This is a genomic window from Cedecea sp. Ae19-4 (genome assembly GCF_059801165.1).
This window is the reverse complement of the sequence record NZ_JBCHWG010000001.1, coordinates 2,046,070-2,061,969: the sequence shown is the minus strand read 5'-3', so window position 1 is coordinate 2,061,969 and position 15,900 is coordinate 2,046,070. Positions and strand designations below refer to the sequence as shown.

The following is a 15,900-nucleotide window of genomic DNA, read 5'->3' as shown; positions in this document are numbered from 1 at the left end:
ACGAGAAGGGGAGTACGTGTATGCCGATTGCCCGCTGGCAGCAGCAGTTTGAGAACTATTTGATTGAGAACTGGGCGCAGGATGACAAAGCCCATGACGTGGCGCATTTTCGGCGCGTATGGAAAACCGCCCAGCATATTATGGAAGGGACGGAGGCGGACAGGCTGGTGGTGCTGACCGCCTGCTACTTCCACGACATCGTTAACCTGCCCAAGAACCACCCGGAGCGGCATCTGGCCTCAACGCAGGCGGCGCAGGAGACGCTGCGTATTCTGGAAACGCATTTCCCGGACTTCCCCCGCGAGCTGTATGACGATGTAGCCCATGCGGTGCGGGCCCACAGTTTCAGCGCGGCTATTGCGCCGCAGACGCTGGAAGCGAAAGTAGTGCAGGATGCGGACAGGCTGGAATCGTTGGGCGCGATAGGCCTGGCGCGGGTGTTTTATGTTTCCGGCGCGCTGGGGCGTTCGCTGTTTGACAGCGACGATCCGCTGGCCGATCGCCGTGAACTGGACGATACGCAGTATTCGGTGGACCATTTCCAGAAAAAGCTTCTGCGCCTGCCGGAGTCAATGCAAACCGAAGCCGGGCGCGCGCTGGCGCGGCACAATGCGGATTTCCTCGTCGGCTATATGGCAAAGCTGTGCGCCGAGCTGAAAGGCGACTACCTGCAGGTGGACGAGCAGGTCCTGCAGCGTTTTAAATCACAGGCTTAATCCTTCCGGCCCGCAGTCCATTCTGCGGGCTGTTTTCATTTTTTCTGGGTCAAATCGGTGATACAGTTTCACTCCCTTTTCCCATTTTTGGTTCACGATGAACGATCTTGACGCGATAGCAGAACACCTCTCCCTTCAGGCACAGCGCCACAAACAAACTCAACAAGAAGAAGACAATGCGCTGGTCAGCCGTTTACTTGAAATCTACGATCAAAAAACCGTTGCGCTCCGCCTGCGTCAGGTGGGAGGCGACTGGACGCGTGAGTCCCTGAACCGCTGGTATAACGGCAAGTCTGCGCCTCGTGGTTTAACCGAAGTGGAAGTGCAGATGCTGCAAAGTATGCTGCCGTCGCCGCCGGCGCATCACGGGCGCTATGCTTTTCGTTTTATCGACCTGTTTGCCGGGATAGGCGGGATCCGCAGCGGCTTTGAGGCCATCGGCGGCCAGTGCGTGTTTACCAGCGAATGGAATAAATACGCGGTGAGGACCTACAAGGCAAACTGGTACTGCGACCCGACGCAGCACCAGTTTAATGAAGACATCCGCGATGTGACGCTCAGCAATCGTGGCGACGTCACGGACGAGCAGGCGACGGCCCACATCCAGGCCACGCTGCCCGACCATGATGTGCTGCTGGCCGGTTTCCCCTGCCAGCCGTTTTCTCTGGCTGGCGTGTCGAAGAAAAATGCCCTTGGGCGCGCGCACGGTTTTTCCTGTGAAACGCAGGGCACGCTGTTCTTCGACGTGGCGCGGATCATTGCCGCCAAACGTCCCCCGGTTTTTGTGCTGGAGAACGTTAAGAACCTGAAGAGCCATGATAAAGGCAATACGTTCCGCATTATCATGCAGACCCTGGACGAGCTGGGTTACGACGTGGCTGATGCCGCGGTTTCCGGGCGTGACGATCCGAAAATTGTCGACGGTAAAAATTTCCTGCCGCAGCACCGGGAACGCATTGTGCTGGTCGGCACGCGCCGCGATTTGAAACTGGATACGGCGGTGACGTTGGCGAAACTGAGCGAATTCTATCCGGCTCGTCGCCCGACCTTTGGCGAGCTGCTGGACGATGAGGTTGACGCGAAATATGTGCTGACCCCAACGCTGTGGAAATACCTCTATAACTACGCGAAGAAGCATCAGGCCAAGGGCAACGGCTTTGGTTACGGCCTGGTTGACCCGAAAAACCCGGCAAGCGTAGCAAGAACGCTGTCGGCTCGTTATTTCAAAGATGGCGCGGAGATCCTGGTCGATCGCGGCTGGGACATGGCGCTGGGCGAGGCAGATTTTAACCATCCTGATAACCAGGTGAACAGGCCGCGTCGCCTGACGCCGCGCGAGTGCGCCAGGCTGATGGGGTTTGAAGCGCCGAAAGGGAAAGCGTTCCGCATCCCGGTGTCTGACACTCAGGCTTATCGCCAGTTTGGTAACTCCGTCGTCGTTCCCGCGTTTGCCGCGGTGGCTAAACTGCTGGAGCCGGTGATCAAGCAAGCGGTGAAAAAGCGCTAAGCGGAGAAAGAAATGGCGGATGTACACAGCAAGGCGATACGCAGTAAAAACATGCGGGCGATTGCCACGCGTGACACCGCCATTGAAAAACGTCTGGCTGGACTGCTGGCAGAGTGCGGGTTTAGCTTTCGCGTGCAGGATGCCGCATTGCCCGGCAAACCTGATTTTGTGGTGGATGAATACCGCTGCGTTATCTTTACCCACGGCTGTTTCTGGCATCATCACGACTGCTATTTGTTTAAAGTCCCGGCCACGCGCACCGAGTTCTGGCTGGAAAAAATAGGCCGCAACGTTGTGCGGGATAAGCGAGACACGGCGCTTTTGCTGGCGCAGGGCTGGCGAGTTTTAATTGTCTGGGAATGCGCGCTGCGTGGCCGTGAGAAAATGCAGGATCGGGCGCTGTGTGAACGGTTAGAAGAGTGGATTTGCAGCGGCGGGCGTAGCGCGGAAATTAACGTGACCGGGATTCATCAGCGACACGACAGCGGCCAGCAGAGGCTGGCCACTGACTAACTATTTTTCGACTTCACACGTCTCAATCACCGGTTTGGCCGGGAACAGGTATTTACCCAGCGTGACCAGCACCACGGCAAAAATAATGATCCCCAGCGCCAGCCATTCAATTGCCGACAGGCTTTCCCCCGCAAAGGTGGTGCCCAGCAGCACGGCCACAACCGGGTTGACGTAGGCATAGCTGGTCGCCACCGCCGGGGAGACATTTCGAATCAGGTACATATAGGCGCTGATGGAGATCATCGAGCCAAACAGCGCGAGATAGCCCAGCGCCAGCCAGCCGGAGGTGTCCGGCATCGTTGTCAGCCGTTCGCCGGTGAGCGCCGCAAGGCTGAGCGCCACAATCCCGGCTGCCAGCATTTCCACCGCGCCCGCCATCATGCCTTCGGGCAGTTCGATGCGCGACCCGTAAACCGATCCAAACGCCCAGCTCAGGGAGCCAATAAGAATTAAAACAGCGCCGAATGGGTTACCGCTGAGATTGCCGCCGCTGTTCAGCAGCACAATACCCGCGAGGCCAATGGCAATGCCGAGCCACTCCAGCTTGCGCGTTTTAATGCCGAACAGGCGGCTGAAGCAGAGGGTAAACAGCGGCACGGTGGCGACCATGACGGCGGCAATGCCGGAAGGGACGTGCTGGTGCTCGGCCACCGTGACGCAGCCGTTGCCGATGGCCAACAGAAGCACGCCGATAAGGGCGGCGTTAAGCGTCGGGCGCAGCTTGGGCAGCTTGTGGCCGCGAAGCAGGAGAATGCCCATCAGCAGCGAACCCGCAAGCATAAAGCGCGTACCAGCGAGGATAAACGGCGGCCAGGTTTTTACCCCGATAGCCAGCGCCAAATAGGTTGAACCCCAGATGATGTACAACGCAAACAGCGCCGCTATCAGCGGCACTAATTGACCAGAACGAGCTCGCATAATCCCTCACCAGACACCAATTTCAGGCCGACAGTTAACGCCAAAAGTGGGCGGATAGCGAGCTTTATACTTGTTGATGTAATGTTAATTTTTATTGACAAGCGCGGCGATTTTTCGCGGCGCGCTTTTTGCTTCATACTCTTGGGTATCGACATCAATAAGGACAGATATTTTGGCTGGAAGTAGCTTACTCACTTTGCTCGACGACATCGCCACGCTGCTGGACGACATTTCAGTTATGGGCAAACTCGCGGCAAAAAAAACGGCAGGCGTTCTGGGCGATGACCTCTCGCTGAATGCTCAGCAGGTTTCTGGCCTGCGCGCGAATCGGGAACTGCCTGTCGTCTGGAGCGTGGCAAAAGGATCGTTTCTAAATAAGCTTATCCTGGTGCCTCTGGCACTGGTTATTAGCGCCTTTGCGCCCTGGGCAATTACGCCGCTGCTGATGGTGGGCGGCGCGTTTTTATGTTTTGAAGGCGTGGAAAAAGTGCTGCACAGCCTGCAGGCGAGAAAGCGCAAAGAAAGCGCGGAGGAAAAGCAGGCGAGGCTGGAGGCCGTTGCCGCCCAGGACCCGCTGGCCTTTGAAAAAGATAAGGTGAAAGGCGCGGTGCGCACGGACTTTATTCTTTCGGCGGAAATCGTCGCCATCACGCTTGGCATTGTGGCGGAAGCGCCGCTGCTAAATCAGGTGTTAATCCTGGCAGGAATAGCCATTCTGGTGACTATCGGCGTGTACGGCCTGGTCGGGATGATTGTGAAAATTGACGATCTCGGATACTGGCTGGCGGATAAGCGTGCGGCGCTGGCACAGGCGGTGGGGAAAGGGCTGCTTATTCTTGCTCCCTGGCTAATGAAAACCCTCACGTTTGTCGGGACGCTGGCGATGTTCCTCGTCGGCGGCGGTATCCTGGTGCACGGCGTGCCCGTGCTTCATCACGGCATTGAGCAATGGATGGGGCAGTTTGGCGGCGTGGTTGAGCTTGCCGGTCCGACGCTTGCCAACCTGGTGCTCGGCTTTATTGCGGGCGGTGTTGTGCTGCTGGTGGTGAACGGCATAAATCACCTTCGCGGGAGCGCTTCACACTAAGTTCGAGATGAAAAATAACGCTTTAGTCAGGAAAAAACGCTGACCATTGACTATACCTTTAGAGGTTTTCACCCCTAACGCCGGAGGCGGCTATGGTTTATGTGGTCAGCGATGAAGTCCGGCGTAAGAACGGCGGTCCACGCATGATTGTCACGGGTTATTCCAGTGGCATGGTGGAGTGCCGTTGGTACGACGGATACGGCGTAAAGCGCGAGGCGTTTCGTGAGGATGACCTTGCGCCAGCGGAAACCAGAGAGCATCAGCAGGCGTGATGTGTCTGGTTTTTTAACGGAACCCGGCTATGCCGGGTTTTTTTATCCTCGGCTAAGGCGCTTTTCGGCAGGCCAGCTTCGACAAAGCGCTGTCGCGGTGGCAAAATCTGTAAAGACTTCATTCTTCCGGGGTTTTCGGAAGGAACTGATAACCGCGGCCGGGTCGTCCGCCAGGGAGGATCCCCCTTGATCGGTACTACATTTGAGCGGTTTATCAGCCGCTATAAAAGACCGCAGCGGGTGGTAAACCTCTGTTTTATTGTTGTGTTTCTATGCTCAACGCTGCTGACCTGGCGTGAAGTGGCGGTGCTGGAGTCCGCCTATATTTCTAACCAGCGTAACAGCCTCGATAATATTGCCACCGCGCTGGACCGGCAGCTGCAGCACAGCATTGATAGCCTGCTGTTTTACCGCAACACCATGCATTATGCGCTGCAGTCTCCTATTTCCACCGATATTTCACGTCAGGCGTTGGCGGATTTTGCCGTCCAGCGAACGCAGCCTTACTGGCAATTAAAGCTGGATCTTAATCGCGGGATGCCGATTAACGGCGTTTCCGACGAGTTTGTCAGCCACAGCAACGTGCTCGACCGCGATGAGCGCTGGCTTTATCCTGAGCTGGAGGCGGCGCTGGAGTTCAGCTACATCATGCAGCTTGCCGACGACAAGCGAGACCTGCAAAGGCGTGTGTTCTATGCTTCGCGGGCGGGCTTTTTCCTCTCAAGTACGCCCCCGGAAAACGATCCGGGCCTTGTGTCACTCTATTATCGGCTCATTGCTCAGCCCTATTTTGGCGCTCAGTCGCCGCAAAATAACCCAGGCCGTGGCCTGCAGTGGACGCATACCTATAACCCAGTCAGTCCAAATGGGCAGATTATTACCGCGGCTGTACCGCTGGATCTGAATCAGCGCTGGTATGGCGTGCTGGCGATGGATTTTCCCGTCAGCGGGATGCATGCATTCCTTCAGGAACTGTCTCACGATCGCTATGAAGGCACCGTGATGCTGTTTGACAGGCATTTCTCGCTCATTGCCACCGCGGCGAACAGCGCGCCGCAGACGCCGGTGTTTAGCGCCAAACAGCAGGCTGAGATTGCCCGCTCCATGGAAAGCGGAGAAGAAGGCGAGCTGCGGATGGACAGCCGTTTCGTGACGTGGGCGAAGCTGATGAACTTTGACGGCGTGCTGATTAAAGTGCATACCCTCGGCGAGGGCGTGCAGGGAGAATTTGGTCGAATCAGCATTGTGCTAACGCTGCTCTGGCTGCTCTTTACGCTGATGTTGTTCATCTCATGGCGGGTGATTCGGCGGCTGGTGAGCAATATGTTGACGCTGCAGCAAACGCTGAGCTGGCGCGCAAATTACGATACCCTGACCCGGCTCTACAACCGCGGCGCCTTCTTCGATATTGCTCACGGAATGGCGCTGGACTGCCAACGCGAGGAAAAACCGTTCTCTGTGATCCAGATGGACCTCGATTTCTTTAAAGGCATTAACGATCGCTACGGGCATCACGCCGGCGACAAGGTGTTGTCTCATGCCGCCGCGCTGCTTGCTTCCTCCCTTCGGGAAGAGGATGTTGCCGGGCGCGTGGGCGGGGAAGAGTTCTGCGTGCTGCTTCCAGGCACGAAGCTTCCGGAGGCGGCAGCCGTCGCCGAGCGGATTCGGCACCGCATCAATACCAAAGAGCTGCTTTTGCAGGCCGGACAGACCCTCAAAATCAGCGCCTCGTTTGGCGTGAGCTGCGCCCATGAGCGCCACGATTATGATTTTGAGCATTTGCAGTCCATTGCCGACCGGCGGCTGTACAAGGCGAAGCAGAACGGACGCAACCAGGTTTGCACCCAGGACTGATTTCCCGTCGGGCGTGGCCGCTATATCATATAAGCCCTGCTGATGTTTTATTCGGTTACCGAAGGGGCGGCTCGCTAAAGCAAGCGTAATGTTTTTGTCACGTAGTGGGCGAGGCTGACGCGCGTTTATTTTTTATTCGCCCCAGTACGGCAGGCGAAATCAGAACGTTCAGTTTAGGATAAATCTTAATTTATTCAGCGCTCAAATGGCCCTTTGATGCGGGCATCAGGTTTAAAAAAACGATTTAACAAGGCATTGGACTCAAATTGATTGCGTCAATGAGTGCAGTTATAGACATTCCTGAAAAGAATATATCCTTGTATTCAATAAAATTTAAGGTAATGTGGTCAACACATCAGATTTCCTGATGTAACGAATTTCAAGTGCTTCTTGCTTCAGCAAGTTTTCATCCCGGCTCCCCGGCCGGGATGCTTTTCTTAGCGATTAATTTCATTCACGCTAAAATCCCGAATATCCAGCTCAAAAGCATCCGCCAGCTCCTTATAGCTATGCCAGTCTCGCCCATCCACGCTCACTCGCTGCGGGTGTTCCTCGCTGCTGGCGTGCCGGATATCGCTTTCGCTAATTTCGTTGATGGCGGCAAGCAGTGCGTCAACATCCACTTCCGTTGTCTGATGCGCCGCGCTGCCGCTGATTTTCACGCTCTTCATCACTTGACCCTCGCTGACCACCACCCTTAAGTATAGCCGTTTCAGATAATGCGCCAGGTGGCCCGGAGTAAGGGCGCTCAAGGTGTTTTTGATCTACAATGGCAGGCAATGTCTCTGGAGGAAATAACCATGAAAATCAATGATCGGGTGACCGTAAAGACCGATGGCGGCCCGCGGCGTTCGGGGATCGTTCTGGCGGTGGAGCCATTTAACGAAGGAACGATGTATCTTGTGTCGCTGGAGGATTATCCGCTGGGGATCTGGTTCTTTAATGAGTCAGGCCACCCGGACGGCATTTTTGTGGAGCGCGAAGAGTAGGGTAAAGGATGTATGACCCTCACCCCGGCCCTCTCCCTGGAAGGGAGAGGGGGAAATCTATCAGGTGGACGCTGGACAGTCTCCTCGCTTTCGGGGAGCGGCAATCTTTACACCACGCTAGGCACAATAATCGCCGCAAAAATCACCGTAATCACCGAATATTTCATCGCGTAATACACTTTCCGGTTTCTCTTCTTCAGGTTTTGCCCGCTGTCGCGCAGCGCGTGAACATACTTGAAGATGCGGTTCAGCCCGCCGGTGCGGTCGCTGTCGCTATTTGGCGAGCTGGCGGCTGACATCAGTGTGGTGCCTACCCAGTGGTTAACGGCCTGCGCCCAGCGCCATTTCATCGGGCGCTCAATATCGCAGAACAGAATAATACGGGTCTGTTCGCTCTTATTTTCCGCCCAGTGTACGTAGGTTTCATCAAAAATTACCGCTTCGCCATCGCGCCAGCTGTGGCGCTGCCGGTCGACTTCAATAAAGCAGCGGTCGTCGTTGGGCGTGGCAAGCCCAAGGTGGTAACGCACCGATCCGGCATACGGATCCCGGTGCTTGCCCAGGTAAGAACCTGCAGGGAGTTCCGCGAACATCGCCGCTTTAACAGACGGAATTTCGCTGACCAGCTTTGTGGTGATCGGGCAAAGCTCATGCGCAGACGGGTGTGCATCGCTGTACCACTTCAGGTAAAAACGCTTCCAGCCCCGCTTGAAGAACGTATTAAACCCGGCATCGTTGTGGCTTTCTGCCGCTTTAATGTGGCCCTGCAGGCGCAGCGCTTCCTCTCGAATGATTTCCCAGTTGTCCGTCAGCTTTTGCAGTTCCGGAAAGTCACTGGTCGGGAAATACGGCTGTTCAGGCGGTAGACGCGAGAAACGCGTCATGAACATATTGACCGGGGCCATAAAGGTCGAGTGGTCAAAAAGCTGGCGGGAAAACTTCTGTTTTTCGACACCGCGGGAGTGGGCGTAAAAGACGCTGATAATAAAAATGCCAAGAACAATAACGGCTACCATAGCAACAAATCTCTCCATGTATACTTGTATGGCGTAAGTCTAGTGAGATTTTTCTGCTTTTTTTAGCAAAGGTTGCGGTTTTGTTACAGGAAAGAGTGTCGTTTAACTTGTATTTAATCTCTGACGGGCGTCAGAGATTAAATACTGCGGCCAAAGTGGCGTAGGGATGCAGAGTAAGTCAGCTACCGGAGGTTAACAAAAATACCGTTGGTGACGTTGTCGGTGAGACGAACTACATGATATATCACTTGCTTGTTATGGGTCTTGATTTTGCGTTTAATATTTCCTTTATGAGACGAAACGGTTTTTGCCTTGATGTTCATTTGATCAGAGATTTGAATCGTTCCCTGTCCTGACATCCACATTTTTAGCATGCTGGACTCTGTGCGACTAAGAGAAAGTGTCGGCAAATTAATATGTCCAATACATTGTGCATTTTTTGCTAAGTATTCCGCTAAAATATCGTCTAAAGATTCTGGCTTGATGGATTTCGAGCTGATCAGCAGATTTTCTCTGACCAGAAGATATTCATCAAAGTGAATATTAGCAATCGCCATAAAGACTAAAAATAGCGTCCCTGGATGTTGATTTATGATCTGCTTAATTCTCTGACTGCTTTCCGGGTCATGAATAAAACAGTCTTCATTAATAAACACCACGCTGGGTGCCTGCGACTGGCATGCCTGTGCCAGCTGTTCTACCGTTTCTACATCTGCAATATGCCGTTTTCTAACCCCGCGGCTGGCTAAGTAGCCGACAAGCCCCAGCCGGGTATAGCTGCATAAGTCCATAATAATCGTTGACATAGCAAACCCTCACTAAGCGCGTTATACCCGTAATAATCAGGAGCGCAGATTGAAAGCTGTACTGGTTTTGTACCGCGAGTGACAATGTCAGTCCCAGGGCAAAGCCAATCCGCCGCATTTTCCGCAGTTCTAATTATTTATGGGTAACCATTATTAATAATTTAAAAGGCGAAATCACTATCCCGGAAAGTTGCCTATAATTTGCCAGGAATGTTCTTAAAGTAAAGTGAATGTTGTGTATTGTGAGCAAGGTAAAAACTTATATTCCGCGCCAGATATATCTTGGCGGATGTTATTAACATATTTTTTTAGGAATATCCTCAGAGAGGCAGTATGAAAATCAGGGTTATTAATTTGCGGGGATTTCACTGACAATATCCGCGAGCAGATCAAAAATCTCGCCGAATAAATGTTCGGTAAAGGGGGCGATAAGCGGCATCATTACCATAAAAATAAGCATGCCGATAGATAAGGTGACGGGGAAACCGATAACAAATACCGATAGCTGGGGAGCCATACGGTTTAACAGTCCCAGGGCGATGTTAAGCGTTAGTAACAAAGTGATTAACGGCAGGGCCAGCATCAGGCCATTGAGAAAGATCAGACCGCCCGCTCGGGTCAGCGCCATAAACGCGTTGCTGTTGATCGGTTCGCCGCCGATCGGCAGGGTATGAAAAGTATCGACCAGCATCGAAATCAGCCATAAATGGCCGTTAAAGGTCAGGAACAGCAGCATCGCCAGAATATCAAGAAAGCGGGCCAGAACCGGCATATTGAGGCGGCTGCCCGGATCGAAGAAGGTGGCGAAAGAGAGTCCCATTTGCAGGCCCACAAGTTCCCCGGCGGTACGCACGGCAGCAAAAGCGAACTGCATAGTAAAACCCAGCGCCACACCGATAAGAATTTGTTGTATTGCCAGCCAGAAACCCGCGGCAGAAAAGATCGTCACCCCTGTTGCGGGCAGGGAAGGCGCGATGATAAAGGTGATCATCAGCCCGAGCCCAAGCTTAACCCGCTTGGGGATCGATCGCTCGCTCAGGATGGGGGCGGTCATGATCAGCGCCAGTACGCGCAGCAGCGGCCAGAAATAGAGGCTTAGCCAGTTTAGCCACTGGGTGCTGTCAACGTGGATCATCCAATGGTGTTCGGCAGATTGGTCAGCAGGGAACGCATGTAATCCAGCAGCAGGTTAAGCATCCACGGCCCGGCAATGACGATGGTCACGAACACGGCCAGAATTTTTGGAATAAACGACAGCGTCATTTCGTTGATCTGCGTGGCCGCCTGCAGCAGGCTGATAACCAGGCCGCTTATCAGCGCAACCAGCAGCAGCGGGGCCGCAAGGGCAAGGGCCACCTTCATCGCTTCGGTGCCCATCATCATGACCGATTCTGGCGTCATTTTCTTTCTCCGCTAGCTGTAAAAACTTTGCGCCAAGGAACCCACCAACAGCTGCCAGCCGTCGACCAGCACGAAAAGCATCAGCTTAAAGGGCAGGGCAATTGTCGCGGGGGGAACCATCATCATCCCGAGCGCCATCAGGACGCTGGCGATCACGAGGTCGATAATCAGGAACGGGATAAATACGGTAAAACCAATCTGGAACGCGGTTTTCAGCTCGCTGGTGACATAGGCAGGCAGCAGAATGCGCATCGGCACGGCTTCCGGTCCCTGCAGCGGCTGAGTGTTCGCCAGACGTGCAAACAGCGCCAGATCGGCTTCACGGGTCTGGCGCAGCATAAATTCGCGCAGCGGTTGAGCGCCTTTATCCATCGCCACTTCCATCGAGATCTTGTCTTCGCTGAAGGGCTGGTAGGCGTCGGTATAAATTTTGTCGAACACCGGCGACATAATAAAAAAGGTCAAAAACAGCGCCAGGCCAACCAGCACCTGGTTAGGCGGGGCGGACGGTGTGCCCAGGGCGTTACGCAGCAGGCCAAAAACGATGATGATGCGCGTAAAGCTGGTCATCATCAGCAAAATGGCCGGCAGGAAGGTCAGGGAGGTAATAAAGACCAGCGTCTGCACCGGCAAGGACCAGCTCTGCCCGCCGTTGGCGAGGGGCTGGCTTATCAGGCCCGGTAATTGTGCGAAGGCGGCCGCAGGGAGGAGCAAAAATAGGCCCGGTAACGAGAGCGTCAGCAAACGTTTCATCAATCTTTCCCGTTACGTTTAAGCAGGTTCTTCATCAGTTTCTGGAAATCGGCAGGCGCGGGGGCTTTTTCAACAGTATCCGTGACCGGCGCAGGAGGCAGCGTGTGCAGGTGCGTGATTTGGCTGGCGGTGACGCCGAGGACCAGACGAGCGTCTTCGACGTCCACCACCACAATGCGCTCGCGCGGGCCTACGCTCACGCTGGCGCTAATGTTCAGCGACTTCTTTACGCCGACGCCCGCCCCGTGAAAACCAAAGCGCTTTGCCAGCCATGCGGCCACCAGAATAAAAATAACAATGCCGGCCAACGCCCCGCTGACCTGAACAAGCGGCGAGCTGGCGTTGACGCTGGGCTGAGTGACGGTGGCCTGGGTTGTCATTTAGCGGCTCAGGCGACGCATACGTTCTGATGGGGTGATGATGTCGGTAATTCGCACGCCGTATTTGTCGGCGACGACAACCACTTCCCCCTGGGCAATCAGGTAACCGTTGATCAGAATATCCAGCGGCTCGCCGGCCAGTCCGTCAAGCGCGACCACGGAACCCTGCGTCAGGCGCAGCAGCTCTTTGATGGTCATGCGGGTACGGCCCAGTTCGACGGTCAGCTTGACCGGAATGTCCATGATCAGGTCGATATCCTGCACGTTGCCGGCAATGTCATTGCCTTCCAGCGCGCGGAATACGTTATCCGCGGTACTTTTCCCGGAACTTTTCTGCTCGTTTAACGCATCAGCCCACAGATCGTCCACTGAGCCTGCATTGTCATCGGACGGTTGATTAATATCACTCATTTGGGCTGTTCCTCATTCAGCGAATTCAATATCGGGTTGATCAAATGTTCGACGCGCAGGGCATACTGGCCGTTAATGGTGCCGTACTGGCTGGTCAGGACCGGTACGCCATCCACGTGCGCGATAATACGATCTGGCTTTTCGATGGGCAGCACATCGCCAGGTTTCAGTTTTAGGATTTGGGATAACCGCAGCGGGATATCGGCGAAGTTCGCCACCAATTCCAGCTCGGAATGCTGCACCTGGCGCACCAGGGTGTCGCGCCAGCTTTGATCTTCCTGACGGGAGTTCTCCAGCGGAGGGTTCACCAGCAGCTCGCGCAGCGGTTCAATCATGCTGAACGGCAGGCAGATGTTGAACTCCCCGGTCAGGTTGCCAATTTCGACGTGGAACGGGGTGTTAACCACGATGTCGTTAGGCGACGTGGTGATGTTGGTAAATTTAACCTGCATCTCCGAACGAACGTATTCCACGTCCAGCGGGTAAATCGCCTTCCACGCGTCGCTGTAGGATTCCAGCGCCAGCTTCAGCATACGGTTGATCACGCGCTGTTCGGTGTGGGTAAACTCCCGGCCTTCCACTTTCGTTGGGAAGCGGCCATCCCCGCCAAACAGGTTGTCTACCGCAATAAACACCAGGCTGGGTGAAAAGACGAACAGCCCGGTGCCGCGCAGCGGTTTCAGGTGAATCAGGTTCAGGTTAGTTGGTACCGGCAGGTTGCGGGCAAACTCATGATACGGCTGGATACGGATAGCCCCGACGGTGATGTCCGGGCTACGACGCAACAGGTTAAACAGCCCCATACGGAACTGACGAGAAAAACGCTCGTTAATAATTTCCAGCGCCTGCAGGCGCTCACGCACCACGCGACGCTGGGTATTCGGGTCATAGGGACGAATATCGGATTCGCCCGGCGCCCCGGCCTTCGGCTCGTCGTTATTCTCACTGTCGCCGTTTAACAGCGCATCGATTTCGGCCTGAGAAAGAATACTGTCGCCCATGGACTTACCGCAAGATAAAGGCGGTATACAGCACGTCGCTGACTACCTGTTGAGGTTGCCCGGCGACCAGAGGCGGCGCCAGAGTAGTTTTAATCGCTTCCACCAGCTTCTGCTTACCGGCATCGGTAGCAAGCTGATTGGCGTCCTGGCGAGAGAACAGCAGCAACAGACGGCTGCGGACTTCCGGCAGGAATTCGCTCAGGCGCTGGCGGGTCGCTTCATCTTTCAAACGCAGCGTGACGCCGATGTACAACACGCGATCCGCATCACCCAGATTGACGGTAAACGTATCCAGAGCGAAGAACACTGGCGCAGGCGGCGGCTCAGGCGTTTTAGCCTGGGCTGTGGCTGGCGTTTGCTGCATGCGCCAGTAGCTGTAGCCTGCGGTGGCGCACGCGGCGAGTGTGATAAGAACCAGTATCGGCACCCAGATGGCGCGTTTACGGCCTTTCGTGATAGCGGTATCAGTCATTGAACGCTTTATTCCTGTATCGGTACTGCTGAATAGCAATTATCCCGTGTCTCCGGGCGGTCAAAGCCCGGAAAACACACGTTTATTGTCGCTAGCTCTGGCGTTTACCCTTTAACGGGGCTCAGGCGAAGATATCCACCGCGCCGTTGCTGCTGGCCAGACGCTGCAGGCTATCGGCCACCGGGAGCGGTTCGACGTCATTGCCATTAAGGGAAAAACGTTCCCCGCTGCGGGCGCTTTGCTGCTGTTGCTGCTGGCCGGACTGCTGCTGAGCGAAGCTTTCGCTGCTGATGTTGCTCTGGCCAAGCTGGATACCGCTTTCCGCCAGCGCAGTACGCAGTGACGGCAGCGCGGCTTCAAGCGCGGCGCGCACGTGACTGTGCGGTGACATCATCTGCAGCTGCGCCTGGTTATCTTCTAGTTTTAGACTAATTTGCACCTGACCGAGATCTTCCGGGTGCAATCTCAGCTCGGCGCTGTGCTGGCCCTGACGGGTAAACAGCGTAACGTGCTGAGAAATCTGCTGTTGCCACTCATGGCTTCCTAACTGGGCGCTGATCATCGGTGCCGTAGGGGTAGCGATGTGCGTTGTGGTTGGAGCCGCAACGGTGGCGCTGCTGATGGCTGGGGTTATCTGCGCGGTGACAGGGGCGGTGTTATTTGCCTGCGGCGACGCGTTGTCACGACTGTCAGGGGGGTTGGTAGCGACCAGTTGGGCTTTGTCATCCCCCTGCGGTTGGGCTACTGCCGGCGCGTTGGCAGCAGCGGATTTACTGTCCGCAAGCGTTGCGCCCACCGGGGCGGTTTTCTTCCCGCTGCCGCCAGCAGGCAGCAGGCTGTCCGCGGTATTTTTGCCTGCGGTATTCCCTGCCGCAGAGGTCAGGGCGGACAGCGATGCCGTGTCGGTAGCTGTTTTAGCTAGCGCCGCAGGCTGTGCAGCGGTCACGGGCTGCGGCAGCATCGCAAACAGCGCGCTGAGCGTTTGCAGCTCCGCGTCGCTCAGAGGCTTATCGGTTTTGGCGTCTTTCAGCTCCGCCTCTGGCTTATCACCCGTTTCTGTTTTGCCGAGGGAAGTGAGCAGGGTGGAAAGCGCTTCAGGTTGCTCCGGTGAGTTCAGCAGTTCAGCGAGAGCTGCCTGGCCGTCCTGGGTCTCACCTTTAGCGGCATTGGCCGCGGCAACTTTGCTTAACGCCGCGCCCAGAGGCAGCGATTTGCCGTCCTCCAAAGCGACGTTTGCCGGCAAAGCTTTGCCCAGCAGCGTCAGGAAGTCTTCACCGAAGCCTTTGCCGTCCGCGACTTTTGCATCCCCGGCGGCAGCGGTATCGGCCCCGGTGTTTAACAGAATTTTTGGCAATGTGATCATTCACCTTTCCTCAATGTGGCCCGCTGGGCGTATTCGTCCATCTGCTTCTGATCGAGTCTGTTCTCTGCGAGCAACAGCTCCGCTGCCTTTCTGTCCTGTAGGGTTTGCCATGCCTGCAGGCGCTTTTGTTTTTCCTGCCATGCGCCCAATGCCTGATCAACTTTATTGGACCACTGCATCAACTGCTGGCGGTGCTGTTCGATGGCTTTTTCCAGCGTGCGTATAAACTGCTGGTAGTTCTGCCAGCGGGTGCTGGCAATCCCCTGGCTCATGTTGTCATTCAGGCTGTTGCTGTACTCAAACTGATAGTTAATCAGCATGTTGAGTTGCTCTTCCGCCTGCTGGCAACCCCGGCGCATCTCCCCTAAACGAATCGCCGCTTTTTCCACTTCCTGGGCGGCGAGTTCACGCAAAGTATCCAGTGCGCTGTTTTGGTTCATG

19 protein-coding genes and 1 pseudogene are annotated in these 15,900 nt (G+C 55.3%); 7 read left to right on the top strand and 13 right to left on the bottom strand.

Going from position 1 to position 15,900, the window contains the following annotated elements:
- The first annotated feature begins 20 nt into the window (after positions 1-20).
- The 3 genes from AAIE02_RS09790 to AAIE02_RS09780 all read left to right on the top strand — a co-directional run bounded on the left by AAIE02_RS09790 (position 21) and on the right by AAIE02_RS09780 (position 2,736).
- Positions 21-716, top strand: coding sequence for a phosphohydrolase (locus AAIE02_RS09790; protein ID WP_008458100.1), 696 nt, complete (start codon positions 21-23; stop codon positions 714-716).
- 97 nt (positions 717-813) lie between these two features.
- Entirely contained in the window at positions 814-2,223 is a 1,410-nt protein-coding gene (locus tag AAIE02_RS09785; protein ID WP_498532443.1) for a DNA cytosine methyltransferase, read from the top strand.
- Between the two features lie 12 nt (positions 2,224-2,235).
- Entirely contained in the window at positions 2,236-2,736 is a 501-nt protein-coding gene (locus AAIE02_RS09780; RefSeq protein WP_166991488.1) for a DNA mismatch endonuclease Vsr, read from the top strand.
- Here the strand turns inward: AAIE02_RS09780 and yedA are convergent, their stop codons facing one another.
- On the bottom strand, positions 2,737-3,654 hold the full coding sequence (gene yedA, locus AAIE02_RS09775; protein WP_008458105.1) for a drug/metabolite exporter YedA: 918 nt from the start codon (positions 3,652-3,654) through the stop codon (positions 2,737-2,739).
- Between the two features lie 172 nt (positions 3,655-3,826).
- Here yedA and AAIE02_RS09770 point away from each other — a divergent pair, with 172 nt between their 5' ends.
- The 3 genes from AAIE02_RS09770 (at position 3,827) to dgcQ (ending at position 6,867) form a co-directional block, all read left to right on the top strand.
- Positions 3,827-4,741, top strand: a complete 915-nt coding sequence (locus tag AAIE02_RS09770; protein WP_166991494.1) for a DUF808 family protein — start codon at positions 3,827-3,829, stop codon at positions 4,739-4,741.
- Between the two features lie 92 nt (positions 4,742-4,833).
- Positions 4,834-5,013 (top strand): YodC family protein, encoded by a 180-nt coding sequence (locus AAIE02_RS09765; protein ID WP_008458110.1) that lies wholly within the window; start codon positions 4,834-4,836, stop codon positions 5,011-5,013.
- 186 nt (positions 5,014-5,199) lie between these two features.
- Positions 5,200-6,867, top strand: a complete 1,668-nt coding sequence (dgcQ, locus tag AAIE02_RS09760) for a cellulose biosynthesis regulator diguanylate cyclase DgcQ (RefSeq protein WP_498532442.1) — start codon at positions 5,200-5,202, stop codon at positions 6,865-6,867.
- A gap of 437 nt (positions 6,868-7,304) precedes the next feature.
- On the opposite strand, the gene yodD is transcribed toward dgcQ, so the two are convergent.
- A complete protein-coding gene (gene yodD, locus AAIE02_RS09755; RefSeq protein WP_008458114.1) occupies positions 7,305-7,538 on the bottom strand; it encodes a YodD family peroxide/acid resistance protein in 234 nt (77 codons plus the stop codon).
- Between the two features lie 129 nt (positions 7,539-7,667).
- Here yodD and dsrB point away from each other — a divergent pair, with 129 nt between their 5' ends.
- Positions 7,668-7,856 (top strand): protein DsrB, encoded by a 189-nt coding sequence (dsrB, locus tag AAIE02_RS09750; RefSeq protein ID WP_008458116.1) that lies wholly within the window; start codon positions 7,668-7,670, stop codon positions 7,854-7,856.
- Positions 7,857-7,963: 107 nt separating this feature from the next.
- Here the strand turns inward: dsrB and lpxO are convergent, their stop codons facing one another.
- From lpxO to fliJ, 11 genes and pseudogenes are all read right to left on the bottom strand, one after another.
- On the bottom strand, positions 7,964-8,872 hold the full coding sequence (gene lpxO / locus AAIE02_RS09745; protein ID WP_008458118.1) for a lipid A hydroxylase LpxO: 909 nt from the start codon (positions 8,870-8,872) through the stop codon (positions 7,964-7,966).
- Positions 8,873-9,054: 182 nt separating this feature from the next.
- Entirely contained in the window at positions 9,055-9,678 is a 624-nt protein-coding gene (gene rcsA, locus AAIE02_RS09740; protein WP_008458120.1) for a transcriptional regulator RcsA, read from the bottom strand.
- A 342-nt stretch (positions 9,679-10,020) separates the two neighbouring features.
- A pseudogene (gene fliR / locus AAIE02_RS09735) lies at positions 10,021-10,813 on the bottom strand (flagellar biosynthetic protein FliR); the annotation flags it as partial.
- The gene (fliQ, locus tag AAIE02_RS09730) at positions 10,810-11,079 is read right to left on the bottom strand and encodes a flagellar biosynthesis protein FliQ (protein ID WP_008458124.1); all 270 of its coding nucleotides are present in this window, start codon (positions 11,077-11,079) and stop codon (positions 10,810-10,812) included. The gene fliQ and the pseudogene fliR, both read right to left, overlap by 4 nt.
- 12 nt (positions 11,080-11,091) lie before the next feature.
- Positions 11,092-11,832, bottom strand: a complete 741-nt coding sequence (fliP, locus tag AAIE02_RS09725) for a flagellar type III secretion system pore protein FliP (protein WP_008458126.1) — start codon at positions 11,830-11,832, stop codon at positions 11,092-11,094.
- On the bottom strand, positions 11,832-12,212 hold the full coding sequence (fliO, locus tag AAIE02_RS09720; protein WP_498532441.1) for a flagellar biosynthetic protein FliO: 381 nt from the start codon (positions 12,210-12,212) through the stop codon (positions 11,832-11,834). The genes fliP and fliO overlap by 1 nt, the downstream gene beginning before the upstream one ends.
- The gene (fliN, locus tag AAIE02_RS09715; protein WP_008458131.1) at positions 12,213-12,623 is read right to left on the bottom strand and encodes a flagellar motor switch protein FliN; all 411 of its coding nucleotides are present in this window, start codon (positions 12,621-12,623) and stop codon (positions 12,213-12,215) included.
- On the bottom strand, positions 12,620-13,624 hold the full coding sequence (gene fliM / locus AAIE02_RS09710) for a flagellar motor switch protein FliM (RefSeq protein WP_166872879.1): 1,005 nt from the start codon (positions 13,622-13,624) through the stop codon (positions 12,620-12,622). The genes fliN and fliM overlap by 4 nt, the downstream gene beginning before the upstream one ends.
- 4 nt (positions 13,625-13,628) lie before the next feature.
- Positions 13,629-14,096, bottom strand: coding sequence for a flagellar basal body-associated protein FliL (gene fliL / locus AAIE02_RS09705; protein ID WP_008458135.1), 468 nt, complete (start codon positions 14,094-14,096; stop codon positions 13,629-13,631).
- Positions 14,097-14,217: 121 nt separating this feature from the next.
- Complete coding sequence (locus AAIE02_RS09700) at positions 14,218-15,459, bottom strand: flagellar hook-length control protein FliK (RefSeq protein WP_498532440.1); 1,242 nt, start codon at positions 15,457-15,459, stop codon at positions 14,218-14,220.
- Positions 15,456-15,899, bottom strand: a complete 444-nt coding sequence (fliJ, locus tag AAIE02_RS09695) for a flagellar export protein FliJ (protein WP_008458139.1) — start codon at positions 15,897-15,899, stop codon at positions 15,456-15,458. Before fliJ ends, AAIE02_RS09700 begins: the two co-directional genes overlap by 4 nt.
- Between the last annotated feature and the right edge of the window lies 1 nt (position 15,900).

Coding starts and splice junctions, on each gene's coding strand:
- lpxO (WP_008458118.1), bottom strand. CDS start 8,872: ATGGTAGCCGTTATTGTTCTTGGCATTTTTATTATCAGCGTCTTTTAC.
- fliO (WP_498532441.1), bottom strand. CDS start 12,212: ATGACAACCCAGGCCACCGTCACTCAGCCCAGCGTCAACGCCAGCTCG.
- yodD (WP_008458114.1), bottom strand. CDS start 7,538: ATGAAGAGCGTGAAAATCAGCGGCAGCGCGGCGCATCAGACAACGGAA.
- fliM (WP_166872879.1), bottom strand. CDS start 13,624: ATGGGCGACAGTATTCTTTCTCAGGCCGAAATCGATGCGCTGTTAAAC.
- yedA (WP_008458105.1), bottom strand. CDS start 3,654: ATGCGAGCTCGTTCTGGTCAATTAGTGCCGCTGATAGCGGCGCTGTTT.
- fliJ (WP_008458139.1), bottom strand. CDS start 15,899: ATGAACCAAAACAGCGCACTGGATACTTTGCGTGAACTCGCCGCCCAG.
- fliL (WP_008458135.1), bottom strand. CDS start 14,096: ATGACTGATACCGCTATCACGAAAGGCCGTAAACGCGCCATCTGGGTG.
- fliP (WP_008458126.1), bottom strand. CDS start 11,832: ATGAAACGTTTGCTGACGCTCTCGTTACCGGGCCTATTTTTGCTCCTC.
- AAIE02_RS09765 (WP_008458110.1), top strand. CDS start 4,834: ATGGTTTATGTGGTCAGCGATGAAGTCCGGCGTAAGAACGGCGGTCCA.
- dsrB (WP_008458116.1), top strand. CDS start 7,668: ATGAAAATCAATGATCGGGTGACCGTAAAGACCGATGGCGGCCCGCGG.
- AAIE02_RS09785 (WP_498532443.1), top strand. CDS start 814: ATGAACGATCTTGACGCGATAGCAGAACACCTCTCCCTTCAGGCACAG.
- AAIE02_RS09700 (WP_498532440.1), bottom strand. CDS start 15,459: ATGATCACATTGCCAAAAATTCTGTTAAACACCGGGGCCGATACCGCT.
- AAIE02_RS09790 (WP_008458100.1), top strand. CDS start 21: ATGCCGATTGCCCGCTGGCAGCAGCAGTTTGAGAACTATTTGATTGAG.
- fliN (WP_008458131.1), bottom strand. CDS start 12,623: ATGAGTGATATTAATCAACCGTCCGATGACAATGCAGGCTCAGTGGAC.
- fliQ (WP_008458124.1), bottom strand. CDS start 11,079: ATGACGCCAGAATCGGTCATGATGATGGGCACCGAAGCGATGAAGGTG.
- AAIE02_RS09780 (WP_166991488.1), top strand. CDS start 2,236: ATGGCGGATGTACACAGCAAGGCGATACGCAGTAAAAACATGCGGGCG.
- rcsA (WP_008458120.1), bottom strand. CDS start 9,678: ATGTCAACGATTATTATGGACTTATGCAGCTATACCCGGCTGGGGCTT.